The sequence below is a fragment of the Arthrobacter sp. NPDC093139 genome, from assembly GCF_044754165.1.
In the GTDB taxonomy this organism is placed as follows: Bacteria; Actinomycetota; Actinomycetes; order Actinomycetales; family Micrococcaceae; genus Arthrobacter.
This window is the reverse complement of the sequence record NZ_JBIVOO010000001.1, coordinates 389,733-413,898: the sequence shown is the minus strand read 5'-3', so window position 1 is coordinate 413,898 and position 24,166 is coordinate 389,733. Positions and strand designations below refer to the sequence as shown.

Genomic DNA, 24,166 nt, shown 5'->3' with positions numbered 1-24,166 from the left:
TGTGCCGGCTCTGCCCGCAGGCAAGACTGACGTCTGTGCGCAGGCGGAGGCAAACCTAGACCAAGGGGCTTGAGACGTCCTCGAGCGCCCGGGCAATTTCCGCCGGCAACGGCGTCAGCTGTGAATGCAGGATCTCCTTGAGCTGCACCGGCGTCCGTGGCCCCACGACGGCGGTGGCCACACCGTGCTGTGCAAGGAGCCAGCTCAGGGCAACATCGAGCGGAGACCGGCCCAGTCCGCGTGCCGCCATCGCAACTGCCTCCACAACCTGTGCGGCGGACTGTTCCAGATAGGGTTCCACGTACGTGGCAAGGCGGGTTCCGGCGGCCCGCGAGTCGGCTGGAACATGCCCACGGTACTTACCGGTCAGCACACCCCGGCCCAGGGGAGCCCACGCCATCAGCCCCATTCCCGCATCCTCGACCGCGGGGATGAGTTCCTCTTCGGGCTTGCGCCGCAGCAGCGAGTATTCCGACTGGACGGCCACCAGCGGGAACCCGGCGGTGGCGGCTGCCTTGGCGGTCTGCCAGCTGTTGTAGTTCGCAACCCCCGCGTAACGGGCCCGTCCGCTGCGCACGGCAAGGTCAAGGGCGGAGAGGGTCTCGTCCAGGGGAACGTTGTGATCCCACGCCTGGGCGAACCAGATGTCCACATAGTCGGTCCCGAGGCGAGCCAGGCTGGCGTCCAGAGCGGACAGCATCGCGTTCCGCGATGTGTCGACCTTTTGCCGCTTGTCCGACGCCGACAGGCCGGCCTTCGTGGAGATCACCACTTCCGCGCGGGAGACGACGTCCCCCAGCATTTCCCCCAACATCGCTTCTGCGAGGCCGTCCGCGTATGAGGCGGCGGTGTCCACGAGGGTGCCGCCGCCGTCGACGAACATCCGCAGCAGCTCGGAGGCATCCTGCTCGTCAGTTTCACGGGCCCATGACATGGTGCCGAGGGAGAGTGCCGAGGCACGGAGCCCACTGTTGCCGACGTAACGCTGCTGCATAGCAGCAAGCTTACGGGGAAACCACCCGTGCCATGACGTAGGGTCTTTAGCGTGAACTGGTTTGAAGCGGCCCTGCTGGGTCTTGTGCAGGGACTGACCGAATTCCTCCCGATTTCATCGAGCGCCCACCTCAGGATTGTGGGCTCCTTCCTGCCCAACGCCGCGGACCCCGGGGCGGCGTTCACAGCCATCACACAGCTCGGCACCGAAACCGCCGTCATCGTCTACTTCTGGCGGGACATCGTCCGGATCGCCAAGGCGTGGTTCGGAGCTCTCGCCGGCCGCGTCTCGAGGCAAGATCCGGACGTTAGGATGGGCTGGCTGGTGATCCTGGGCAGCCTGCCCATCGTTGTTCTGGGGGTGCTGTTCCAGGACCAGATCGAGTCGGTGCTGCGCAGCCTGTGGCTTGTTGCCACCATGCTCATTGTCTTCGGTCTCATCCTGGCCGTGGCGGACGCAGTCGGAAAGCAGGACCGCGACCTGACCCGGCTCACCTACAAGCACGGCATCCTCTACGGATTTGCCCAGGCCATGGCACTGATTCCGGGTGTGTCCCGCTCCGGCGGCACCATCACCGCCGGCCTTCTTATGGGGTACACACGTGAAGCAGCGGCCCGCTATTCATTCCTGCTGGCCATTCCTGCCGTGTTCGGCAGCGGCCTCTTCCAGCTGTACAAGGTGGTGTCCAAGGAGGGCGTCGGCGGGCCGTACGGCCTCCCCGAGACAGCCCTCGCCACGGCCATCGCGTTCGTCGTGGGTTACGTCATCATTGGCTGGTTCCTGAAGTTCGTTTCCACCCGCAGTTACCGGCTCTTTGTCTGGTACCGGATCTTCCTTGGCCTCGCCCTCTACCTGCTGCTCGGTTTCAATGTCATCAGCGCCTAGCACTAGGCTTGGGCTGTGAAGTCCTGGATATCCCGCCCCGTTCCTGAGCTCCCCGGCGCAATGCCCGCCGTGCGCCTGTTTGATACAACGGCCGGCGAAGTCGTTACCCTCGAGGCGGTCGGTGAGCAATCAATGTACGTCTGCGGGATCACCCCGTACGACGCCACCCACATGGGCCATGCCGCCAGCTACGTCGCCTTTGACCTCCTGAACCGTGCCTGGCGGGACGGAGACCAGCAGGTTTCCTACGTCCAGAACGTCACCGACGTGGACGATCCGCTGCTGGAACGCGCAACAGCCACCGGTGTCGACTGGCGCGACCTGGCCGCCAGCCAGATTGAACTCTTCCGGACAGACATGGCAGCACTCAACGTGCTGGCCCCTGACCACTACATCGGCGCCGTCGAAGCCATGCCGCTGATCGTGCCGGCCATCGAGCGGCTGCTCCACCAGGGGCTCGCCTATCGCGTCAACGGCACGCCCGGCGAGCCTGACGGGGACATCTATTACGACGTGGAAGCCGCCGGGAAACACGCTGTCGACGTCGACGCATGGACGCTCGGAGCCGTGTCCGGCCTGCCCGAACCCGAAATGCTCGAACTGTTCGCCGAGCGGGGCGGGGATCCCGGCCGCGCCGGCAAGCGCCAGGCGCTGGATCCGCTGCTGTGGCGCGTCGCCCGCGACGGGGAGCCCAGCTGGGAAGGCGGCGAACTGGGAGAGGGGCGCCCCGGCTGGCACATTGAATGCACGGTCATTGCGCAGAAGTACCTTCCCACGCCGTTCACGGTGCAGGGCGGCGGCTCCGACCTTGTCTTCCCGCACCACGAGATGGGGGCGGGCCACGCCTACTCGTTGTCCGGATTGCCGCTCGCCAAGCACTTCGCTCACGCCGGAATGGTGGGGCTGGACGGCGAGAAGATGAGCAAGTCCAAAGGCAACCTTGTCCTGGTGTCCAGGCTGCGGGCCGCGGGCGAAGAGCCGGCAGCCATCAGGCTTGCCATCCTTGCCCACCACTACCGCTCCGACTGGTCCTGGACTGACGAGGGATTCTCGGAGGCCAAGAAGCGGCTCGAGCGCTGGCGCGCCGCGCTGTCCGCTGCACCGGTCAACTCTGCAGCCGCGCTCCTGGAAGACATGCGGGCAGCCATGGCAAACGACCTGGACGCCCCCGCGGCCCTGGCCGCCGTCGACCGGTGGGCGGACCTGGCGCTGGCCGGCGACAGGGGAGCGTCCGGAGCAGACCGGACGCTGGTGAGCGACGCCGTCGAGGCGCTGCTTGGCGTCGAACTGTAGGCCCAGCAGCCCAGGTTCCGGCTACTGCTTGTCCTTGCCTCTGCGCTTCAGGTAGCGCTCGAACTCCCTGGCGATGGACTCACCGCTGGCCTCGGGAAGCTCCGCGGTGTCCTTCGCCTCCTCCAGCTGCCGGACGTAGGCTGCTATTTCCGGGTCTTCGGTTGCCAGCTCGTTCACGCCGCGTTCCCAGGCGTCGGATTCCTCGGCCAGCTCGTGCGTGTCCAGCGGCACCTGCAGCAGCTCCTCGATGCGGTGCAGCAGCGCGAGCTGCGCCTTCGGGGACGGCGCCTGAGCCACGTAGTGCGGAACGGCGGCCCACAGGGACACGGCGGGAATGCCGGCAAGCATGGCAACCTCGGCGAGGACGCCGACTATGCCCACGGGCCCCTCATACTGTGAGGCCTCCAGATTCAACCGTTCACGCAGGGCACTGTCGTCCGTTGACGTGCTCACCGGAATGGGGCGGCTGTGGGGGACATCCGCCAGCAGTGCCCCCACCAGCACGACATAGTCCACATGGAGCGCCTCGGCATGGACCAGGAGTTCGGCGGTATAGGCCCGCCACTTGTAGGACGGCTCGGTTCCCTGGACGAAGATCACATCCACATTCGTCCCCGGAGCACTTGCCTTGTAGATGCGGGTGGAGGGCCACTTGATCTTGCGTTCGCCGGAGGCCGTGCGCCTCACGGTGGGCCTCGTGAACTGGAAGTCGTAGTATTCGTCGGCATCAATGGAGGCGACCTTCTTGCCGCCCCACAGCTTGTTCAGATACCGCAAGGCGTCGCTGGCTGCTTCCCCAGCATCATTCCAGCCTTCGAAGGCGGCGAGCATCACGGTAATGCGCTGTCCCTCCGGAACGGGCTGCAGCAGCTGCTCCGGCTCGGCTGCAGGGGTGGCAGCCGGTTCCGTGGTATCTCCGTCGAAGCTATTCATCCCTTCACCCTACGTCCAAGTCCGTTCCCAGTGCAGTCAATGAACCGCCGCACATGTGGTCCTGCCCCCTTATGAAGGCCCTGCCGCTGCCGGCAGGGCCAAGAAATTCGCCGACGGCGTAGCAGGCAGCTCCGGGAAGGCGCGGCGGAACAGGACCAGTAGACTGGACACCATGCAATCTTCAGCCGCCCAGCCCGTGCTCAAAGCCGTTTTGTGGGATATGGACGGCACCATAGTCGACACCGAACCCTACTGGATAGAGGCCGAGCACGATCTGGTGCACGCGCACGGCGGGACATGGTCCCACGAACAGGCCATGCAGCTGGTTGGGCAGTCCCTCGTCTATTCAGCGGGCATCCTCCAGCGGGCGGGCGTAAAACTCGAAAGCCGTGAGATCATCGACACCCTGACGGCCCAGGTCATCAGGAGGGTGCGGCAGAACGTCCCGTGGCGTCCCGGGGCGCGTGAACTGCTGGATGAACTTTTCATCGCCGGTGTGCGTTGTGCCCTTGTGACAATGTCAGAAACGCCGCTCGCCCGGGAGGTTGTTGCGAGCCTTCCCCGGCCCTACTTCGAGTTCCTCGTTACGGGCGACACCGTCAGCAAGGGCAAACCCGACCCCGAGGCCTACGTCAAGGCGATCGAACTGCTCCGCCGCGAAGACCCTGAGCTCACCGTGGACCAGTGCGTCGCCCTGGAGGATTCTGCCCCGGGCGTCGCCGCCGCTGTAGCCTCCGGAGCGGTCACCGTCGCCATTCCCCACATCGTGCCGCTTCCCGAGGATCCGCGCCGGGCCATGTGGGACACCCTGGAAGGCCGGGGAGTCGCCGACCTGGAGGAACTGGTCGCGGCCCGCCACGGGCTGGCCCCGGTCGCAACGACGCTGGACAGCGCCAATTAACGGGGCCCCGCAGGTGTCTGACCCCGCTTCCACCGGCCAGGAGCCCACCGGCCGCAGCCGCCGCGAAGGAATACCGCTGGGCAGAATCGCCGGCGTTCCCGTCATCCTCGCGTATTCCTGGTTCGTCATTGCCGCCTTCACGGTGGCCGTCTACGGTCCGGTACTCCAGTACAACAACCCGTCCCTAGGCGCAGCTGCATATCTTGTGGCCTTCGCCTACGCCCTGCTCCTGCTGGTCTCCGTGCTGGTTCACGAACTCGCCCACGCCCTGACGGCAAAGATGTACGGCTGGCCCAGCGAGAAAATCGTCCTCAATCTCTGGGGCGGCCACACCCAGTTCGAGAGCTTCACGGCCACTCCGGGACGTTCTGTGCTCGTCGCACTTGCAGGTCCTGCGTCGAACTTCCTCCTTGCCGGCGCCACGTGGCTGGTTGTCTCTGCCGTGAACCCGACGGGTGTGGCGGACATCCTGACCAACATCTTCCTCTGGGCGAACCTGGTGATCGGCATATTCAACGTCCTGCCCGGGCTGCCGCTCGACGGCGGCAGGCTGGTGGAATCCGCCGTCTGGAAGGCCACCGGCAGCCACGCCAAGGGCACCATCGCCGCCGGCTGGGGCGGGCGCGTCATCGTCATTGCACTAGTCCTCTATTTCGTCGCCCTGCCGCTGCTGCGCGGGGGCAGCCCGGACACGAGCATGCTGCTCATCACAGTGCTGGTGTGCGGATTCCTATGGATGGGTGCGTCCGCGTCGATCCAGCAGGGCCGACTTCGCAGCAGGCTGCACCTGGTGAATGCTGCCGCGCTGGCCGAACCAGCCGTCGGCGTCCCTGACAGCGCCACAGTGGCCGACGTCCTGCAACTCACCGCGGGCGGCGGGACCGCCGTCGTGCTCTGCGGGCCGGACGGCCGGCCCGGCAGCGTCGTTGACCCGGGAACCCTGGCTACGGTTCCCGCTTCGGCGGCTGCCGCCACCCCTGCCAGCGCGGTAGCCCACGCCCTCGGGGCCGGGGCCTACGTGCCCGAATGGTCCAAGGGCCAGGAGCTCCTCCAGTATCTCTCCCAGCTGGAGGGTCACGACTACGCAGTGATCGACCACAATGGACGGGTGACAGGTCTGCTGCGGCAATCCGCCGTCGTGACTGCCATTACAGGCAAATGGCCGCGCTAAAAAGGCGGCCGCAGGGCCAGAACCGGTAGAGTTACCTGCCGGTCGTGAAATCGGCAGACAGGTCCAGCGTGAGCCTGTCCGAACCGCCATGCAGCACGACGACACAGCTTTACAGGAGCGAGGAACATTCATGAGCAGGGAATCTGCCGCCATCGGAACCAGCACGGACCCTTCTGCCACGGCCCAGGGCACACGGGACCAGCCGGTCGGCGCTGCACGGCGGCGGGGGCCTTTCCGCGAGGGCGAGCGGGTGCAGCTCACCGATGAACGCGGGCGCATGAACACGATCAGCCTCGAAGCAGGCGGGGCCTTCCACACCCACCGGGGTTTCCTTAACCACGACGACATCATCGGCAAGGTCGACGGTTCCGTGGTGGTCAACAACGTCGGGCAGCAGTACCAGACCCTGCGGCCCCTTCTCTCCGACTTCGTCCTCTCCATGCCCCGCGGCGCAGCGGTCGTCTACCCCAAGGACGCCGCACAGATCGTCACCATGGCCGACATTTTCCCGGGGGCACGGGTGGTGGAGGCCGGCGTGGGCTCCGGCGCCCTGTCCATCTCGCTGCTGCGCGCCGTCGGCGACCAGGGTTACCTGCACTCCTTTGAACGCCGCGAGGAATTTGCCGCCATTGCCCGCGGCAATGTCGAAACCATTTTCGGCGGACCGCACCCGGCGTGGAAGATCTCCCTGGGTGACTTCCAGGATGAAGTGGTCCGCACGGAAGAGCCTGGATCCATTGATCGCGTAGTGCTGGACATGCTGGCGCCCTGGGAATGCCTGGACGCGGTCGCCACAGTCCTGGCACCGGGCGGGGTGTGGATCAACTACGTGGCCACCGTCACGCAGCTCTCGCGCACGGCCGAGGCCATCCGCGCTGACGGCCGCTTCACCGAGCCGGACGCCTGGGAGTCCCTCGTCCGGGGCTGGCACCTGGAAGGCCTCGCCGTCCGTCCCGACCACCGAATGGTTGCCCACACCGGCTTCCTGCTCGTCACCCGTCGGCTGGCCGACGGCGTTACCGGCATTTCCGTGAAGCGCCGGCCTTCAAAGACCGACTTCAACGAGGAAGACGTCAACGCCTGGACTCCCGGTGCCGTGGGGGAGCGGCTGGTGTCCGACAAGAAACTGCGGCGTGCCGCCCGGGACGCGATCGCGGGTACCAACGTCAAAGACGATCCGGAGATCACAAACTAGTCCGTATTTCGGATGTCTTCAGCAGTACTCGCCAACTTGGGGCTATGGTCTTAAGAGAAGCGCAGGAAGGGCTGATGCATCATGGAGACGCCGAACAACGACTCTGTACCTACGCCGTCCGAGCAGGCGGCCAATGAGCTGTCTGTCGCAGACCGACAGGTCAATATCCTCCGGGATAAGCTACGGCATATCGACCGTCAGCTGGCAGCTGCCACGCAAAACAACTCCAAGCTCGTGGCGATGCTGGAAACGGCCAAATCCGAAATCCTCCGGCTAAAGAACGCCTTGGACCAGGAGGGCCAGCCGCCGTACAGCTTCGGAACCATCCTCCAGCTGAATCCGCGGCGGCAACCCACTGCCGGCAGCAGCGGGCAGGCTGCCACTGAGGAATCCGTGGACATTTTCAACGCCGGACGGAAGATGAGGGTGGGCATCAGCCCGCTCGTCAACATGAACCAGCTTGCGGTGGGCCAGGAGGTGCTCCTCAACGAGGCGCTCCTGGTCGTGGCAGGCCTGGGCTACGAACGCGCCGGCGAGCTGGTCACCCTCAAGGAAATGCTCGGCCCTGACCGTGCCCTGGTCCTCGGTCGCGCAGACGAGGAACGTGTGATCCGGCTGGCAGGTCCGCTGTTGACGGAAAAGCTGCGTGTCGGCGACGCCCTGTCCATCGATTCCCGGACCGGCTATGCCCTCGAAAAGGTCCCCCGGTCCGAGGTGGAAAACCTCGTGCTTGAGGAAGTGCCGGATATCACCTACCAGGATATCGGCGGCCTTGGCCCGCAAATCGAACAGATCCGGGACGCCATCGAACTGCCGTTCCTGCACCCGGACCTGTACCGCGAACACGGCCTTAAGGCACCCAAGGGCATTCTGCTCTATGGCCCTCCCGGCTGCGGCAAGACGCTGATCGCCAAGGCGGTGGCCAACTCGCTGGCGGCCCGCGCCGCTGAACGCTCGGGCAACATCGACCAAAAGAGCTACTTCCTCAACATCAAGGGGCCAGAGCTTCTCGACAAGTACGTCGGGGAAACCGAGCGCCACATCCGGCTGATTTTCTCCCGGGCACGGGAGAAGGCCTCGGACGGCAGCCCCGTCGTCGTGTTCTTCGACGAGATGGATTCCCTGTTCCGTACCCGCGGCACCGGCATCTCCTCCGACGTCGAAACCACCATCGTGCCGCAGCTGCTCAGCGAGATCGACGGCGTGGAGCGTCTGGACAACGTGATCGTCATCGGCGCCTCGAACCGCGAGGACATGATCGATCCCGCCATCCTGCGCCCGGGACGCCTCGACGTGAAGGTCAAGATCCAGCGGCCCGACGCCGAAGCGGCGGCAGACATTTTCAAGAAGTACATCACCACCGATCTGCCGTTCCACGAGGACGACCTCGCCGAGCACGACGGCGACGTTCAGGAGACGGTTGACGCGATGATCCAGCGCACCGTAGAGGCCATGTATTCCACGGAAAAGTCCAATGAATACCTCGAAGTCACGTACGCGAACGGCGACACGGAAATGCTTTACTTCAAGGACTTCAACTCCGGAGCGGTGGTGCAGAACGTCGTCGACCGCGCCAAGAAGTATGCGATCAAGGACCTGCTGACCACGCAGCAGAAGGGGCTGCGCATCGACCACCTGCTGCGGGCCGTCGTCGAGGAATTCCGCGAGCACGAGGACATGCCGAACACCACCAACCCCGACGACTGGGCACGCATCTCGGGTAAGAAGGGTGAGCGCATCACCTACATCCGTACGATCGTCCAGGGCAAGGCGGGGCAGGAGCCAGGCAAGTCCATTGAGACCATGCCCAACACGGGCCAGTACCTGTGACGGGCGGCTCCGAGGCGGCTACCGGGGGAGCACTGCCCCAGGGAGGCGCCATGCGCGTTATGGGATCCGAAACCGAGTACGGCATCCATGCTCCCTCGGCCCCGGGGGCCAACGCCACCATGATGTCCGCGCGGGTGGTGCAGGCATACGCCCAGGTCACCCGGCTGCGCGCAGCGGGAGGCGCCGAAACCCGGTGGGACTATACGGACGAGGAACCGCTCCACGATGCCCGTGGCTGGACGCTGGAACGCGGGCAGGCCCACCCGAGCCAGCTGACCGATCAGCCTCCCGTGCTGGATGCCGAGGCGGTGGCGCTGGCGTACGGACGGGAAGAGCTGGAACTGGACGGCGAGGATGAGTCAGGCTCCCTCCTGATGAACATGGTCCTTGGCAACGGGGCCAGGCTGTACGTAGACCACGCCCACCCGGAGTACTCCAGCCCGGAAGTAACCAATCCGGCCGACGCGGTGGCGTGGGACGCTGCTGGCGACCTCGTGGCGCTGGCGGCCGTCCGGCGGCTGGCCGCCGACCCCGACCTTCCCCCGGTCAACCTGTACAAGAACAACACGGACAACAAGGCCGTCTCCTACGGCTCCCACGAGAACTACCTCATGCCGCGTTCGGTCCCCTTCAACGACATCGTCAGGGGGCTGACCCCGTTCTTCGTGACGCGCCAGATCATCTGCGGGTCCGGCCGCGTAGGGATCGGGCAGGACAGTTCGCGCCCGGGCTACCAGATCAGCCAGCGTGCGGACTTCTTCGAGGCGGAAGTGGGCCTGGAAACCACCATCCGCCGGCCTATCATCAACACCCGCGACGAGCCGCACGCGACGGCCGACAAGTACCGCCGGCTGCACGTGATCATCGGCGACGCCAACCTCAGCCAGGCGTCCAACTACCTCAAGTTCGGGACCACCGCCATGGTGCTGAGCCTCATCGAGGCCGGGCTGGCGCCCCGGATTGAGGTCCACGAACCCATTGCGGCGCTGCAGACGATCAGTCACGATACTTCGCTTACCGCCACAATCAGGCTGGTGGACGGACGCCGAGTCACTGCGCTGGACCTCCAGTGGATCTATCACGAGGCCGCCGCAAAGCTCGCCCAGGACACGGGCGTGGCAGATGCGGTAGACGGTGACGGACACACCCACGCCGTGCTGGACCGATGGGCAAGCACTCTGAGCCAGCTGGACAGCGACCGCGCCGCCGCGGCCTCCTCGGTCGAGTGGCTCGCCAAGCTGTCCATCCTCGAGGGATACCGGCAGCGGGACGGTCTCCAGTGGGGCGATGCCCGCCTGGGCCTGGTGGATCTGCAGTGGGCAGACATCAGGCCGGAAAAGGGATTGTACTACCGCCTGCTGTCCCGGGATCGCATGCAGCGCATCGTCGACGACGCCGACATCGCCGCCGCGGTGACCGAACCGCCATCGGACACGCGGGCATACTTCCGCGGACGCTGCGTGAGCAGCTTCAGCAAGGACGTCGTGGGGGCCAGCTGGGATTCTGTCATCTTCGATGTTCCCGGCTATGGAAGGCTCCAGCGTGTTCCGACCCGGGAGCCGCTGCGGGGCACGAAAGCACTGACCGGTGCCCTCTTTGCGCGGCATCGCGACGCCGGTTCCTTCCTTGCGGAACTGCTCGGATCGACACCGGCTCCGCCCCCGGCATAAAGACCCCCGAAGTGCCGCTTTGCGTGGCAATATGGGCATACAGGATGTCCCATCGAAGACGGCGGGACCTGAAGAAGGAGATGAACATGGCAGGGCAGGAGCAACAGCAGCCGCAGCCACGCGATACCGAGGTTGAGGAAGAGGTCCCCGCGCCGCCCGCACCGGCAGAGGGACAGGCATCTGCATCCACACAGGGTGTCGATGACCTCCTGGACGAGATCGACGGCGTTTTGGAATCCAACGCCGAAGAGTTTGTCAGGGCGTTCGTGCAAAAGGGCGGACAGTAACCCGGCAGCCGCCACACCCCGCACCGGGCACGGAAGCCTGAGGTACCGGACCGCCGCTGAATTTCACGTTGAAGGAGTGCACCAGTGCAGGAGACAACAGCCAACAAGGTAGCTGCCAACGCGACCTCATCGTTCACTGAGCATCTCCAACGCGATCGTCCGGAATTGCTTCCTTTCAACAGGCAGCTCGCAGGCAGTGGTCCAGCCGGCCAGCCCCTGCAGGTGCCGCACGCCACCACCATCGTGGCCATGACACACGCCGGCGGCGTCGTGATGGCCGGTGACCGCCGGGCCACGATGGGCAACATCATCGCCAGCCGCCATATCGAGAAGGTCTTTCCGGCGGACCAGTACTCGGTTCTCGGCATCGCCGGGACGGCCGGAATCGCTATCGATCTGACGCGGCTGTTCCAGGTTGAACTCGAACACTACGAAAAAATTGAAGGGACACTGCTGAGCCTGGACGGCAAGGCCAACAGGCTTGGCGCAATGATCCGCGGAAACCTGCCCATGGCCATGCAGGGTCTCGCCGTCGTACCCCTGTTCGCGGGCTTTGATACCGCGGCCGGAGTGGGCAGGCTGTTCTCCTATGACGTGACCGGCGGACGGTACGAGGAGCAGGAGCATCATGCGGTGGGGTCCGGTTCCATGTTCGCCCGCGGCGCGCTGAAAAAGCTCTGGCGGCCCAACCTGACCGAAGACGAGGCAATCGCCGTGGCCGTCGAGTCCCTCTATGACGCGGCCGACGACGACTCCGCCACGGGCGGCCCAGACCCCGTCCGGCAGCTGTGGCCGGTGGTCTACACCGTCAACCGTGCGGGAGCCCGGCGCGTCGCTGAGCGGGAACTCGCGGACATCGCCGGCACCATCATCGAGTCCAGGGCTGCTGCCCGGCGGGAGGCCTGACATGACCCAGCAGTTTTATGTTTCCCCCGAGCAGCTGATGAAGGACCGTGCGGACTTCGCACGGAAAGGCATTGCCAGGGGACGGTCTGTGGTGGTGGTCAGCTGCGAGGACGGCATTGCCCTCGTGGCGGAAAACCCGTCACCGTCCCTTCACAAAATCGGTGAGATCTACGACAAAATCGCCTTCGCCGCCGTCGGCAAATACAACGAGTTTGAAAGCCTCCGCCAGGCCGGGGTGCGCTACGCGGATGTCCGCGGATACTCCTATGACCGCGAGGATGTCACCGCCCGGGGGCTGGCAAGCGTCTACGCGCAGAGCCTGGGCGCCGTCTTCACCGCGGAACAAAAGCCCTTTGAGGTGGAGCTGGCCGTGGCCGAGGTGGGCGCCTCCCAGGACCGGGACCACCTGTACCGCCTCACGTTTGACGGCTCCATCGCGGATGAACACGGCTTCATCGTGATGGGCGGGCAGGCCGACAAAGTCTCCGGAGCGGTGGAGACGGGATGGCAGCGCGACCTGTCCTTTGCCGGAGCCATCCGGCTGGCCGTCAAAGGTCTCGCAACGGACAATGAGACGCCCGACCTTCCTGCGAAAGCCCTCGAAGTTGCGGTGCTGGACCGGGTCTCGGAAAGCAGCAGGGGCACTCGGCGCGCTTTCCGACGGCTGACGGACGCCGATGTCATGGACCTTCTGGCAGAGGAGAGCTGAGATGGATAAGAGGATATTCGGCATCGAGACCGAGTTCGGCATTTCATATTCGAGTCCGGACTCCCGCCCGCTGGCACCCGAGGAAGTTGCACGGTACCTCTTCCGCAAGGTTGTCAGCTGGGGCCGGTCGTCCAACGTGTTCCTGACCAACGGTTCCCGCCTCTACCTGGACGTAGGCTCACATCCGGAGTACGCCACAGCCGAATGTGACGACCTCGCGCAGCTGATCGCCCACGACCGAGCCGGAGAACTTATCCTGGACGACCTCGTGGACGAGGCCCAGTCCCGGCTCGCGGCCGAAGGATTCAACGGCACGGTGTACCTGTTCAAGAACAACACCGATTCCGCCGGCAACTCATACGGCAGCCATGAGAACTACCTGATTCCCCGGCGCGGCGAATTCACCAGGCTCGCGGAAATCCTCATCCCGTTCCTGGTCACCCGCCAGCTCATTGCCGGTGCCGGCAAGATCCTCAAGACACCGCACGGCGCAACCTACGCCTTCTCCCAGCGGGCGGACCACATCTGGGAAGGCGTCTCGTCGGCCACCACCCGGTCGCGCCCCATCATTAACACCCGCGACGAACCGCATGCCGACGCCGAGTTCTACCGCAGGCTCCACGTCATCGTCGGGGATTCGAACATGTCCGAAACCACGGCCCTGCTCAAGGTCGGCACGGTTGACCTGATCCTGCGGATGATCGAGGCCGGCGTCATCATGCGGGACATGCGCATGGAGAATCCGATCCGCAGCATCCGCGAGATTTCACATGACCTGAGCGGGCGTGCCCTGGTCCGGCTCGCCAACGGACGCCAGCTGACAGCGCTGGAAATCCAGCAGGAGTACCTGAACAAAGTCACGGCCTTCGTACAGGAGAACGGCGCGCACAATCCGCACGTCCCGTTGATCCTGGATCTGTGGGGGAGGACCCTGAGAGCCATTGAAAGCGGTGACACGCGCACCATCGACACCGAGATCGACTGGGCCATCAAGAAGAAGCTCATGGACGGCTACCGGAACCGGCACGGCCTGGGGCTTGACGCCCCCCGCATTGCCCAGCTGGACCTGACCTACCATGACATTTCCCGCAGCCGTGGCCTCTTCTATCTCCTCCAGTCGCGCGGGGCCGTCCGCCGCGTCACCGAGGAGACGTCCGTCAAGGACGCTGTGGATGCGCCGCCGCAGACCACCCGGGCGAAATTGCGCGGTGACTTTGTCCGGCGCGCGCAGGAACTGGGACGGGACTACACCGTGGACTGGGTCCATTTGAAGCTCAATGACCGCGCGCACCAGACCATCCTGTGCAAGGACCCCTTCCGCAGCGTCGACGAACGTGTGGATGCGCTTCTTGAGTCTATGGGCTGATATTCAGGTTCAGGCGTTACTCTGGAATAGGCCGTTTGCGGTCGCGACTGCTTTGCCGGGCGCATTCCACGCCCCGGCAGCATCCATCTTGCCCCGACGAAAGTTCTTAAGTGCGCCGACTATTAGCAATTCTCATTCCCGGACTGCTGCTGCTGACCGCCTGTGGCGGAGAGCCTGCAGCCCCGGAGCCGACCAGCCAGTCCGCGGGTGAGACAGCAAAGCTGGACTCCCTGAAGCTGACTGAAAACGGAGACAAGAAGGCTCCCACGGTCGAATTTACGAAACCCCTGGATGTCACCGAGCCCACTGTGAAGGTGGTGACTGAAGGCAGCGGAGACCGGGTTAAGGCCAACCAGGTCGCCGAGGTCTCCGTCCTGGCATTGAACGGCAAAGACGGTGCCACCCTTGATGACAGCTTCCCCAAGGATCCGCAGCCCGTTGAGCTGAACGACGAGCTCAAAACCCAGAGCCCGATCATCTACAACGCCTTCGTGGGCGCGAAGATCGGTTCGCACCTTGCCCTGGCAGCCCCGGGACAGGCAGCGGCGCAGGGCGGCCAAGCGCAGCCGTCGCAGCTCCTCATCATCAAGGTGCTTTCCGCCAAGGACGCGCCGAAGGTCCTGGACAAGCCTGAAGGTGACAGTGTCACCCCGCCCGCCGGCCTGCCGAAGGTCACCGAAAAAGACGGTGTGCCTGAGCTGGACGTCAAGGGCGTCGCCGCCCCCAAGGAGCTCATCGCCCAGGACCTGATCAAAGGCAAGGGCCCCGAGGTCAAGGCGACGGATACGCTGACGGTTAACTACGTGGGCGTCGCCCTCGCCAGCGGCAAGAAGTTCGATTCGAGCTTCGACCGCAAGCAGAAGGCCACCTTCCCCCTGAACAACGTCATCAAGGGCTGGACCCAGGGCCTAACCGGCAAGACCGTCGGTTCCCGGGTGCTCCTCGTCATCCCCAAGGCCCTCGCCTACGGAGACGCCGGCCAGGGCGAAGCCAAGGGCGACCTCGTGTTCGTCGTCGACATTCTCGGCGCCAAGTAAGTTTCCCGAGCAGTTCACCTACTTAGCAGAAGGAGCAACCATGTCATTTGGTCAGCGAAACCTCGACCGCCAGAAGCCGGAAATTGACTTCCCTGAGGGCCCCGTCCCCACGGAACTCGTCATCACGGACCTCATCGAAGGCGACGGTCCCGAAGCCAAGGCCGGCGACACCGTCTCCACCCACTACGTCGGGGTTGCCTGGTCCACCGGCGAGGAGTTCGACGCTTCCTGGGGCCGCGGCGCGCCGCTGGACTTCAGGGTAGGGGTCGGCCAGGTCATCCAGGGCTGGGACCAGGGCCTGCTGGGCATGAAGGTCGGCGGCCGCCGCCGGCTTGAGATTCCTTCGGAACTCGCTTACGGCTCACGCGGTGCCGGTGGAGCCATCGGCCCGAACGAAGCCCTGATCTTCGTTGTGGATCTGGTGGGCGTTCGCTGATCCCCACCCGCCCCGATCCCGACCAGCCGAAGGCGCGGTAACAATCGGAAGGAATTTCCGCTTTGTTGCCGCGCTTTGGCATTTTTCCGCGCACAGCTTTAGTAACGTAGCCAGAGTGTCCGCGCAACGAACTGAACGTCTGCTGAACCTCCTGATCGCCCTCCTGAACTCCCGGTACGGGATGCGGCGCAGCGAGCTTCGTGACAAGATCTATGACAGTGCGGCGAGCGACGCGGCCTTTGGCCGGATGTTTGAGCGCGACAAGAACGACCTCCGGGATTTCGGCTTCGAGGTCGAAACGGTGACGGACCTCGGATGGAGTTCAGACGATCCCGCGACTACGCGCTACCGGATAGGCAAGGAATCGAACCGTCTGCCGGACGTGGCGCTCACGCGTGACGAATGGACCGTCCTGCTGCTGGCCTCCCAGCTGTGGGAGCAGGCCGCCCTTGGCCCCGCCGCCACCAATGCCATGCGCAAGCTGCAGGCCTCGGGCAGCCTGGCGGACGTTGTCTTGCCTGCCGGAGTGCAGCCACGGATCAAGCCGGCGGGCCAGGCCTTTGAGGACCTCGTGGCGGCGATGCACTCCCAGCACCCGGTCCGGTTCCGCTACCTTGCCGGAAGCACCGGCAAGGAAGAGGATCGCGTGGTTGAGCCATGGGGCCTGGGCAGCCGGTTCGGCCAGTGGTATCTGGTCGGCTATGACCGTGGCCGTGAAGCGAAGCGGTTCTTCCGGCTCTCACGATTTACGTCAGCAGTATCGGTGCTGGCTAAGGAAACCTTCACGCCGCCCACCGGCTTCAACGTCCGCGCCGAACTGGACAGCCTCCCGGAACTCCCGCTCCGGTCCGCCGTCGTCGATGTCCGGAACGACCGCCTCCTGGGGCTGCGGAAACGGGCCGTACCGGCCGCCGTCGGAACAGCGGGCGGAAGGCCCGACGACGGCTGGGACCGGCTGGCGGTTCCCTATCGGGACGCCGAGCTGCTCGGCGAGGAACTTGCCTCTTACGGGCCGAACGCCACGGTCGTGGGGCCTGAAGAGCTTGTCGCCGCCGTGCGGCGCCGGCTGGAAGGCGCGGCAACGTTCCTTGCGGAGCCTGTGCCTTCATACGCCTTCTCCGGCGGTGCCTCGGGGAAGCGCGCCCGCAAACGCACCTCGGAGGACCAGCTGAAGCGCATGCTCCAACTGGTGCCCTTCCTGGTGCACAACCAGGGTCTCCATATCCAGGACGTGGCGGACCAGTTCGGCATCACGCGGCAGGAACTTGAAAGCGACCTGCTGATCCTCATCTGTTCCGGACTCCCACAGGGCTATCCCGATGAACTGCTGGACATCCAGTGGGAGGACGACCACGTATTTATCACCCAGTCGCTGGAGCTCAACAGGCCGGTCCGGTTCACGGTAGACGAGGCCTGTGCACTGCTGACGGGCCTGGAGACCCTCAACGGCCTGCCCGGCCTGGCCGAAGGCGGCGCCCTGGAGTCCGTCACCCTAAAGCTCATGGCGGCGGCGGGGGAGGAGGGGCTCAGGGCAGGCGCGCTGTCTCCGGAGGTGAGCCCCGGCAACACGGCCAATCTGGAGATGATCCGGCAGGCAATCGTGTCCGGCCAGCAGCTTCACCTTGTCTACCTGTCGGCGCAAAAGGATTCCCGGTCTGAGCGGGACGTCGACCCTCTCCGGCTCTACTCCATGGACAACACCTGGTACTTCGAGGCGTACTGCCACTCGGCGAAAGGGTTGAGGAACTTCAGGCTGGACCGCATCGAGGACCTCAGCCCGAACGGGCGGCCGGCTTCAACGCCGGAACTGCCCGACGGCGGGTTCCCCGCCAAGCTCTTCACTCCGAACGACGACGACACCCTGGTGACCGTTCAGCTCACCGCCCAAGGTGCCGGGCTGGCGGACGACTACTATGCGGAACGGACGGCTGCCCTGCCCGACGGCGGGATGGTGGCCGAGATTCGGTTCGGCAGCACGTCATGGTTGCCCATGTTCGTGGCACAGCACGGCGGTGCGGTACGGATCCTCGAACCTGCCGCGCTGGCCGACGCGTCCCGCGAGTGGATCGAAGCGGCCCTGGCCCAGTACGCCCGCTAGACTACAAAGCATGCCTTGGTGGACATGGATCCTGATCTGGATTGCGCTGATAGCGCTTTCCCTGCTGTTCTATCTTCTGCTGGGCATTCAACTGTTCCGGAAATTCATGACCACGGTGAAGGAACTTGGCGCCGCTGGCGACAAGCTGGGCCACCTGCCGGCCCCCGGCCCCGCGGCAGGCACAGCGGACGACGACCCGCAGGCGGCGCCGGGCAGGCTGCCCGGAGCCGCTGTCTTTGCCTCACCACGGCAGATGCGCCATGATTACCACGCATCCAAAGCGTCCCGGGTGGAGATCCGGCGCCAGCGCAGGATCCAGCGCAAGGCGGAGCGGGGACAGCCCCAGGCCCTGCGCGACATCGAATTGGGATAAACGTAGGATGTACTTAAACGAAAGGACCACCCGCCATGAGGCTTGAAGGCTGGCATCTCATCATTATCATCGTTCTGGCGTTGGTGCTTTTCGCAGCACCAAAGCTCCCCGGCATGGCCCGCAGCCTGGGCCAGTCGATGCGCATCTTTAAGTCGGAAGTCCGCGAAATGAAGAAGGACGACACGGCTGATGCGAAGGACGGTTCCGGTCCTGTTGAAGGCAAAGTCGTGAACCACCCGCGCTCCACCACCCCGGACAGCAATCCGTCTGAGGGTAACGAAACCCAGCCGCCTAACCGCGCCTAAGTACACATGGCAGTAACCATGGGTCGTCGATCCAATCCTGAGGGTCGGATGGCGCTGCTCGACCATCTGAAAGAACTCAGGAACCGGCTTTTCAAGTCCGCCATCGCGGTTGTCCTTGCCACTGTCGCAGGGTTCATGGTCTACCAGCCGATGCTTGCTGCCCTGATCAAGCCCATCCGTGACCTCAATGAGAACGAGGGCCGCCAGGCGACGCTGAACTTTGACGGCGTGGCGAGTTCATTCGACCTCATGATCCAGGTGTCCGTATTCCTGGGCCTGATCATCGCCAGCCCAGTGTGGCTTTACCAGCTGTGGGCCTTCATCGTGCCCGGCCTCCACAAGAAGGAGCGGCGCCTGGCGCTGTCCTTCGTCGCCGCGGCCGTGCCCCTCTTCGTCGGCGGCGTCACGCTGGCGTGGCTTGTCCTGCCTAACGCCGTCCGGGTCCTGACGGATTTCACGCCGTCCGGCGGCTCCAACTTCATCAGCGCCCAGGTCTACCTGTCGTTCGTGCTCCGGCTGCTGCTGGCGTTCGGCATCGCCTTCCTGCTGCCGGTGGTTCTGTTCGGACTGAACCTCGCCGGGATCCTCCGCGGCGAACAGCTCGTAAAGAGCTGGCGCATCACCGTCTTTCTCGTGTGCCTGTTTGCCGCGATGGCAGCGCCGGGTGGCGACGCGATGAGCATGTTCTATCTGGCAGGACCCATGCTTGCCCTGTTTTTCGCCGCAATCGGACTTTGCGTCCTTAATGACCGCCGGCGCGACCGCCGGGCTGCCCGGCACGAAGCTGAGACCGAGGCCACGGCTGATATCGCAACCCCGGGCAGCGAACTGAAGAATCTCTAGCGCCCGCCCGGCTAGGCTTGAGGCATGTCCACATCACCGGATTCTATGTCGCCAGCCGAACGATACAGGGCCAGCGCCGAACGGACGGCGGAATCCAAAACTCACCTCGGAGCGTTCGCCCGCACCCTCGACTTTGAACTGGACGATTTTCAGCGCCACGCCTGCCGTTCGCTGCAGGACGGCCGGGGCGTCCTGGTGGCCGCACCCACCGGCGCCGGCAAGACTATTGTGGGCGAGTTTGCCATCTACCTTGCCCTGCAACGCGGGCTGAAGGCCTTCTACACGACCCCCATCAAGGCGCTGAGCAACCAAAAGTACACCGAGCTGGCCGACAAGTATGGTGCGGACAATGTGGGGCTGCTGACCGGCGACACCAGCATCAACGGCGAAGCGCCCGTGGTGGTGATGACTACCGAGGTGCTCAGGAACATGCTGTACGCCGACTCCGCTGCCCTGGACGACCTCGGCTTCGTGGTCATGGACGAGGTCCACTATCTGGCCGACCGCTTCCGGGGCGCGGTGTGGGAGGAAGTCATCATCCACCTTCCGAGCGAGGTCCAGGTTGCCTCACTGAGTGCCACGGTTTCGAACGCCGAGGAGTTCGGTGCCTGGCTGGACACGGTCCGCGGAGACACCGACGTCATCGTGTCCGAACACCGCCCCGTCCCGCTGTATCAGCACGTGATGGTGGGCAGGGAAATAGTCGACCTGTTTGCCGGAGAAACCACCTTCGATGAAATAGCTCCAGCAGGCAATCCCGCCACCGTCTCTGCCGTGCCCGCAGCGCCTTCCCCCGACGACGCCGGTCGGCGTGGCTTCGAAGTCAACCCTGAGCTGCTAAGGCTTTCCAGGCAGGAAAGCCAGTTGAACTTCCAGGGCCGCTTCGGCCATGGCGGCCGCAGCCAGCGGCGGCAGCAGCGCCAGCGCAACGGCGACAGGCCCCAGCAGGAGATCAGAACTGCCGTGCGCAGGGCCAGCAGGCCGCAGGTGATAGCCAGCCTCGACCGGCAGGACCTGCTGCCCGCCATCACATTCATCTTCTCCCGGGCCGGTTGCGATGCGGCGGTGACCCAGTGTGTATCGGCCGGCCTGTGGCTCACCAGCGAGAAGGAACAGCGCATCATCGCCCAGCGCGTCGACGAGGCAGGGCAGGACATCCCGTCCGACGATCTTGAAGTGCTCGGGTTTTGGAACTGGCGTGACGGGCTGCTGCGGGGCATCGCCGCCCACCACGCCGGAATGCTGCCCACCTTCAAGGAAGTCGTCGAAAAGCTCTTTGCCGACGGTCTGGTCAAGGCTGTCTTCGCCACCGAAACCCTGGCCCTCGGCATTAACATGCCGGCACGCTGCGTGGTCCTTGAAAAACTCGACAAGTTCAACGGCGAAGCGCATGTGGACATCACGGCAGGCGAATACACCCAGCTCACCGGCCGGGCAGGCCGGCGCGGCATCGATGTCGAAGGCCACGCCGTGGTCTTGTGGCAGCCGGGTACCGATCCCGCGGCAGTCGCGGGCCTCGCATCCCGGCGGACGTATCCGCTGAACTCCAGCTTCCGGCCCACCTACAATATGAGCATCAACCTCCTGGCGCAGTTTGGCCGGGCACGGGCCCGGGAAATCCTTGAATCCTCGTTCGCCCAGTTCCAGGCTGACCGCTCAGTGGTGGGCCTGGCCAAGCAGGTGCGCAGCCGGGAGGAATCGCTGGCCGGGTACGCCAAGTCCATGACCTGCCACCTCGGCGACTTCACCGAGTATGCCCGGCTCCGGCGCGAACTCTCCGACGCCGAAAACTTCACCTCGCGCACCAAGTCCAGGGCGCGGAAGTCGCTCAACGAGGATTCACTCAGCCGCCTCCTGCCTGGCGATGTGGTGGACGTCCCGGCTGGCCGAGCCCCCGGTTACGCGGTGGTGCTGAGCTCGGACCACAGCTCGCGCGAACCGCGGCCGGCCGTGCTCACCGTCGAAAACCAGCTGCGCCGAATCGGGATCGACGACCTTGAAGGACCCATCTCCCCGCTGACCCGGATCAGGATCCCCAAGTCCTTCAACGCCAAGGTCCCCAAATCCCGGCGTGATCTGGCCTCGTCGGTCCGCAATGCGCTGCGGGAGAACCGTCCGCCCGCTCCCGGCAACCCGCGCAACACCGACTTCGGGCTCGGTGCCGGCTCTCCCAACCAGGAAAAGAAGATTGCTGAACTTCGGCGTGCCTTGCGCGCGCACCCCTGTCACGGCTGCAGCGAACGCGAGGACCACGCCCGGTGGTCCGAACGGTGGTGGAAACTGCGCAAGGAAACGGACGGGCTGGTTCGGCAGATCCAGGGCAGGACCAACACGATCGCCAAAACCTTCGACCGTGTCTGCGATGTGCTCTCTGCCTATGGCTACCTGGAGTCACCGGAACCCGGGCAGCACAGAATCAGCGCTGACGGGCAGCGTCTGCGGCGCATCTACGGCGAAAAGGACCTGCTGATTTCACAGGCCCTGCGCCAGGGCGCCTTTGACGACCTCGACGCCGTTGAGGTGGCCGCCCTCGCCAGCGTGCTTGTGTACCAGGCCAAGCGTGAGGATCGGGGCCTGCGTCCCCGCATGCCCAGCGTTTCGCTGGAAACGGCTGTGGACATCGTGGTCCGCGAATGGTCGGCCCTGGAGGACGTGGAAGAGCAGAACAAGCTTCCCCTGACCGGCGAACCGGAACTGGGCCTGGTGTGGCCCATCTACAAGTGGGCCCGCGGCCGGCACCTCCAGGAAGTGCTCAGTGGTACGGACCTGGCCGCCGGCGACTTCGTCCGTTGGGTCAAACAGGTCATCGACCTGCTCGACCAGCTGGCCCAGATCCCCGGGCTGGAACCACGCCTCGCCAGGCTGTGCAGCGAGGCCATCAAGATTGTCCGGCGCGGCGTCGTCGCCTATTCCACCGTCATCTAAGCCGTGGCCTGACACCAAACCCAGCAGCAAGGAGTTCCACCCCCTCATGACCGACGCAACCAGCAGCGGCAAGACCAGTCCCGGCAGGGCCGGAATCACGCTGTACCGCAACGGCTCCGTCTACACCGCCGCCGACCCTTTTGCCACAGCCATCCTCGTCGACGGTGACACCGTCGCATGGGTCGGGTCGGAGCAGGCGGCGGCGTCGATCGCGGACGGCTCCATGGACGTCGTCGACCTCCATGGAGCGCTCGTGGCGCCCGGATTCGTCGATTCCCACGTGCACCTGACGGAAACCGGAATCGCGCTGGAATCGTTGCAGCTGGGCGAAGTCCGTTCCGCGGGACAGCTCCTTGACGCTGTTGCGGATGCTGCCGCGGTTGGCGGGGATGGCCCCATCCTCGGCCACGGCTGGGACGAATCGCGGTGGGCAGACCCCACACTGCCGGGACCAGGAGAGCTGGACAGGGCTGCCGGCGGCCGGCCGGTGTACCTTTCCCGGGCGGACGCACACTCCGCCCTCATTTCCTCATCCCTCGCCGCTGCGGCGCGAGTCGAAGGGGTGGACGGCTTCGCCGCCGGCGGCCAAGTCAGGCGCCAGGCACACGCCACGGCCCGGCGGGCGGCCCGCAGCCTGCCGGCAGACACGCTCCGGGCGTACCAGCGCCGCGCCCTGGATGAAGCCGCAGCGAACGGTTACGTGGCGGTAGCGGAAATGGGCGCCCCGCATATCGGGAGCGTGCTTGACCTGCAGCTGGCCGCAGGCTGGAACGATTACTCCGACGTGCAATTGCCAGAGGTCCTGCCCTACTGGGGGCAGCTGACGGCGACGGTTGCAGAGGCGGAGGCGCTGCTCACCGAGCTTGGTGTTCCTGTCCGCGGCTTGGCCGGTGACCTCAACATTGACGGTTCCATCGGTTCACGCACGGCCTCGCTGCGGGAACCATACGCTGATGCACCGGGGGAGAGGGGGACGGCCTATCTCTCCACGGACGAGGCAGCGGCACACCTCGCGGCCTGTTCGCTCCTGGGTATCCAGGGCGGCTTCCACGTGATTGGCGACGCCGGACTGGACGCCGCACTGGACGCTCTGGAGCAAGCCGCCGCCGAAGTGGGGGAGCAGCGGATCCGTGCCGCCGGGCACCGCTTCGAACACGTCGAAATGGCCGACGCCGAAGCAATCGCCAGGCTCGCGAAGTATTCCGTGACCGTCAGCGCGCAGCCGGGCTTCGACGCCGCCTGGGGAGGCCCGGGACGGATGTATGAGCAACGCCTGGGCTCCAGGAGCCGGAACATGAATCCGTTCGCGTCCTTGTACTCTGCAGGCGTTCCCGTCTGCTTCGGCAGCGACAGCCCGGTGACGCCACTACGGCCCTGGGCATCCGTGAAGGCGTGCCTGGAGCACAACAACCCTGACCAGCGGATTTCCGCACGGGCGGCCTTCCTTGGCCACACGCGGGCCGGCTGGCGCGCTGCCAGGGACGCCAACCCGATGGCGGGGCAGCTTGTACCGGGCGCGCCCGCCACCTTTGCGGTCTGGGAGGTCGACGAGCTCATGGTCCAGGTCGCCGACGGCAGGGTGCAGTCCTGGAGCACCGACCCGCGGGCCCGAACGCCCCTGCTGCCGGCTCTGGACACGGGCACGGCTCCGCGCTGCCTCCAGACCGTGCGGAACGGCCGGGAGCTGTTTTCGGCCGACGCCTTCCGCTCCTGACGCCGCCTCCGAGCGCCCGCAACAAACGGGGGCGCAGCTTCTCATTTGCCTTAGGCAGCCGGTGAGAACCGGCTGCTGACCTGCGGCGATGCACGTAGGGGCAGGTCAGGTGGCGGTTGACAGGTCAGGGGCCGTCCGTAGCATTGAGGATCAACGGACGGATGCAATTGGACCGGTGTCTGTCTGGCCACTCCCGAGTCAATCGGAGCGCGGACGCCATCTGGCCATGTGCGGTGGTGCATTCCGTGGGCGGGTCCGTGGCGCAACAGAAAACAGTTCCCCTACCGGCACCCCG

21 protein-coding genes are annotated in these 24,166 nt (G+C 65.3%); 19 read left to right on the top strand and 2 right to left on the bottom strand.

Annotated features, from left to right (window positions below):
* Positions 1–55: 55 nt before the first annotated feature.
* A complete protein-coding gene (locus tag ACIP90_RS02065; protein ID WP_400576328.1) occupies positions 56–994 on the bottom strand; it encodes an aldo/keto reductase in 939 nt (312 codons plus the stop codon).
* Positions 995–1,045: 51 nt separating this feature from the next.
* Here ACIP90_RS02065 and ACIP90_RS02060 point away from each other — a divergent pair, with 51 nt between their 5' ends.
* The gene (locus ACIP90_RS02060; RefSeq protein WP_400576325.1) at positions 1,046–1,879 is read left to right on the top strand and encodes an undecaprenyl-diphosphate phosphatase; all 834 of its coding nucleotides are present in this window, start codon (positions 1,046–1,048) and stop codon (positions 1,877–1,879) included.
* A 15-nt stretch (positions 1,880–1,894) separates the two neighbouring features.
* Positions 1,895–3,172 (top strand): cysteine--1-D-myo-inosityl 2-amino-2-deoxy-alpha-D-glucopyranoside ligase, encoded by a 1,278-nt coding sequence (gene mshC / locus ACIP90_RS02055; protein ID WP_400576324.1) that lies wholly within the window; start codon positions 1,895–1,897, stop codon positions 3,170–3,172.
* A 21-nt stretch (positions 3,173–3,193) separates the two neighbouring features.
* Here mshC and ACIP90_RS02050 read toward each other — a convergent pair whose 3' ends face one another.
* Positions 3,194–4,105, bottom strand: coding sequence for a PAC2 family protein (locus tag ACIP90_RS02050; protein ID WP_400576322.1), 912 nt, complete (start codon positions 4,103–4,105; stop codon positions 3,194–3,196).
* 172 nt (positions 4,106–4,277) lie between these two features.
* Between ACIP90_RS02050 and ACIP90_RS02045 the strand changes: the two genes are divergently transcribed.
* From ACIP90_RS02045 to ACIP90_RS01965, 17 genes are all read left to right on the top strand, one after another.
* Positions 4,278–5,006 carry an HAD family hydrolase gene (locus ACIP90_RS02045; RefSeq protein ID WP_400576321.1) on the top strand — a complete coding sequence of 243 codons (729 nt, stop codon included), beginning with the start codon at positions 4,278–4,280 and terminating at the stop codon, positions 5,004–5,006.
* A 13-nt stretch (positions 5,007–5,019) separates the two neighbouring features.
* Positions 5,020–6,177 carry a site-2 protease family protein gene (locus ACIP90_RS02040; protein WP_400576319.1) on the top strand — a complete coding sequence of 386 codons (1,158 nt, stop codon included), beginning with the start codon at positions 5,020–5,022 and terminating at the stop codon, positions 6,175–6,177.
* Positions 6,178–6,307: 130 nt separating this feature from the next.
* Entirely contained in the window at positions 6,308–7,372 is a 1,065-nt protein-coding gene (locus ACIP90_RS02035) for a tRNA (adenine-N1)-methyltransferase (RefSeq protein WP_400576317.1), read from the top strand.
* 81 nt (positions 7,373–7,453) lie between these two features.
* The gene (gene arc / locus ACIP90_RS02030) at positions 7,454–9,202 is read left to right on the top strand and encodes a proteasome ATPase (RefSeq protein WP_400576314.1); all 1,749 of its coding nucleotides are present in this window, start codon (positions 7,454–7,456) and stop codon (positions 9,200–9,202) included.
* Positions 9,203–9,252: 50 nt separating this feature from the next.
* Positions 9,253–10,872 carry a depupylase/deamidase Dop gene (gene dop / locus ACIP90_RS02025; protein WP_400576313.1) on the top strand — a complete coding sequence of 540 codons (1,620 nt, stop codon included), beginning with the start codon at positions 9,253–9,255 and terminating at the stop codon, positions 10,870–10,872.
* An 86-nt stretch (positions 10,873–10,958) separates the two neighbouring features.
* Positions 10,959–11,159, top strand: coding sequence for a ubiquitin-like protein Pup (locus tag ACIP90_RS02020; RefSeq protein WP_104138540.1), 201 nt, complete (start codon positions 10,959–10,961; stop codon positions 11,157–11,159).
* Between the two features lie 84 nt (positions 11,160–11,243).
* Positions 11,244–12,065 carry a proteasome subunit beta gene (gene prcB, locus ACIP90_RS02015; protein ID WP_400576310.1) on the top strand — a complete coding sequence of 274 codons (822 nt, stop codon included), beginning with the start codon at positions 11,244–11,246 and terminating at the stop codon, positions 12,063–12,065.
* Between the two features lies 1 nt (position 12,066).
* Entirely contained in the window at positions 12,067–12,774 is a 708-nt protein-coding gene (prcA, locus tag ACIP90_RS02010) for a proteasome subunit alpha (protein ID WP_400576307.1), read from the top strand.
* Between the two features lies 1 nt (position 12,775).
* Positions 12,776–14,140 carry a Pup--protein ligase gene (gene pafA / locus ACIP90_RS02005; RefSeq protein ID WP_400576306.1) on the top strand — a complete coding sequence of 455 codons (1,365 nt, stop codon included), beginning with the start codon at positions 12,776–12,778 and terminating at the stop codon, positions 14,138–14,140.
* A 110-nt stretch (positions 14,141–14,250) separates the two neighbouring features.
* On the top strand, positions 14,251–15,177 hold the full coding sequence (locus ACIP90_RS02000; RefSeq protein WP_400576304.1) for an FKBP-type peptidyl-prolyl cis-trans isomerase: 927 nt from the start codon (positions 14,251–14,253) through the stop codon (positions 15,175–15,177).
* Positions 15,178–15,217: 40 nt separating this feature from the next.
* Positions 15,218–15,613: an FKBP-type peptidyl-prolyl cis-trans isomerase gene (locus ACIP90_RS01995; RefSeq protein ID WP_205653293.1), complete on the top strand. Its 396-nt coding sequence runs from the start codon at positions 15,218–15,220 to the stop codon at positions 15,611–15,613.
* A gap of 115 nt (positions 15,614–15,728) precedes the next feature.
* Entirely contained in the window at positions 15,729–17,711 is a 1,983-nt protein-coding gene (locus ACIP90_RS01990) for a helix-turn-helix transcriptional regulator (protein ID WP_400576302.1), read from the top strand.
* Positions 17,712–17,721: 10 nt separating this feature from the next.
* Positions 17,722–18,084, top strand: a complete 363-nt coding sequence (locus ACIP90_RS01985; protein WP_400576301.1) for a hypothetical protein — start codon at positions 17,722–17,724, stop codon at positions 18,082–18,084.
* A 35-nt stretch (positions 18,085–18,119) separates the two neighbouring features.
* Positions 18,120–18,389, top strand: a complete 270-nt coding sequence (tatA, locus tag ACIP90_RS01980) for a Sec-independent protein translocase subunit TatA (RefSeq protein ID WP_400576299.1) — start codon at positions 18,120–18,122, stop codon at positions 18,387–18,389.
* A gap of 6 nt (positions 18,390–18,395) precedes the next feature.
* Positions 18,396–19,232, top strand: coding sequence for a twin-arginine translocase subunit TatC (gene tatC, locus ACIP90_RS01975; protein WP_400576297.1), 837 nt, complete (start codon positions 18,396–18,398; stop codon positions 19,230–19,232).
* Positions 19,233–19,256: 24 nt separating this feature from the next.
* Entirely contained in the window at positions 19,257–22,157 is a 2,901-nt protein-coding gene (locus ACIP90_RS01970; RefSeq protein WP_400576295.1) for a DEAD/DEAH box helicase, read from the top strand.
* Between the two features lie 46 nt (positions 22,158–22,203).
* A complete protein-coding gene (locus ACIP90_RS01965; RefSeq protein ID WP_400576293.1) occupies positions 22,204–23,871 on the top strand; it encodes an amidohydrolase in 1,668 nt (555 codons plus the stop codon).
* Positions 23,872–24,166: the final 295 nt, after the last annotated feature.

What these genes read in the sequence shown, in the direction of transcription:
- ACIP90_RS02035 (WP_400576317.1), top strand. Translation starts at nt 6,308, where the DNA reads ATGAGCAGGGAATCTGCCGCCATCGGAACCAGCACGGACCCTTCTGCC.
- ACIP90_RS01985 (WP_400576301.1), top strand. Translation starts at nt 17,722, where the DNA reads ATGCCTTGGTGGACATGGATCCTGATCTGGATTGCGCTGATAGCGCTT.
- ACIP90_RS02020 (WP_104138540.1), top strand. Translation starts at nt 10,959, where the DNA reads ATGGCAGGGCAGGAGCAACAGCAGCCGCAGCCACGCGATACCGAGGTT.
- ACIP90_RS02045 (WP_400576321.1), top strand. Translation starts at nt 4,278, where the DNA reads ATGCAATCTTCAGCCGCCCAGCCCGTGCTCAAAGCCGTTTTGTGGGAT.
- ACIP90_RS01965 (WP_400576293.1), top strand. Translation starts at nt 22,204, where the DNA reads ATGACCGACGCAACCAGCAGCGGCAAGACCAGTCCCGGCAGGGCCGGA.
- ACIP90_RS02050 (WP_400576322.1), bottom strand. Translation starts at nt 4,105, where the DNA reads ATGAATAGCTTCGACGGAGATACCACGGAACCGGCTGCCACCCCTGCA.
- pafA (WP_400576306.1), top strand. Translation starts at nt 12,776, where the DNA reads ATGGATAAGAGGATATTCGGCATCGAGACCGAGTTCGGCATTTCATAT.
- arc (WP_400576314.1), top strand. Translation starts at nt 7,454, where the DNA reads ATGGAGACGCCGAACAACGACTCTGTACCTACGCCGTCCGAGCAGGCG.
- ACIP90_RS01970 (WP_400576295.1), top strand. Translation starts at nt 19,257, where the DNA reads ATGTCCACATCACCGGATTCTATGTCGCCAGCCGAACGATACAGGGCC.
- ACIP90_RS02065 (WP_400576328.1), bottom strand. Translation starts at nt 994, where the DNA reads ATGCAGCAGCGTTACGTCGGCAACAGTGGGCTCCGTGCCTCGGCACTC.
- tatA (WP_400576299.1), top strand. Translation starts at nt 18,120, where the DNA reads ATGAGGCTTGAAGGCTGGCATCTCATCATTATCATCGTTCTGGCGTTG.
- ACIP90_RS01995 (WP_205653293.1), top strand. Translation starts at nt 15,218, where the DNA reads ATGTCATTTGGTCAGCGAAACCTCGACCGCCAGAAGCCGGAAATTGAC.
- prcA (WP_400576307.1), top strand. Translation starts at nt 12,067, where the DNA reads ATGACCCAGCAGTTTTATGTTTCCCCCGAGCAGCTGATGAAGGACCGT.
- tatC (WP_400576297.1), top strand. Translation starts at nt 18,396, where the DNA reads ATGGCAGTAACCATGGGTCGTCGATCCAATCCTGAGGGTCGGATGGCG.
- dop (WP_400576313.1), top strand. Translation starts at nt 9,253, where the DNA reads ATGCGCGTTATGGGATCCGAAACCGAGTACGGCATCCATGCTCCCTCG.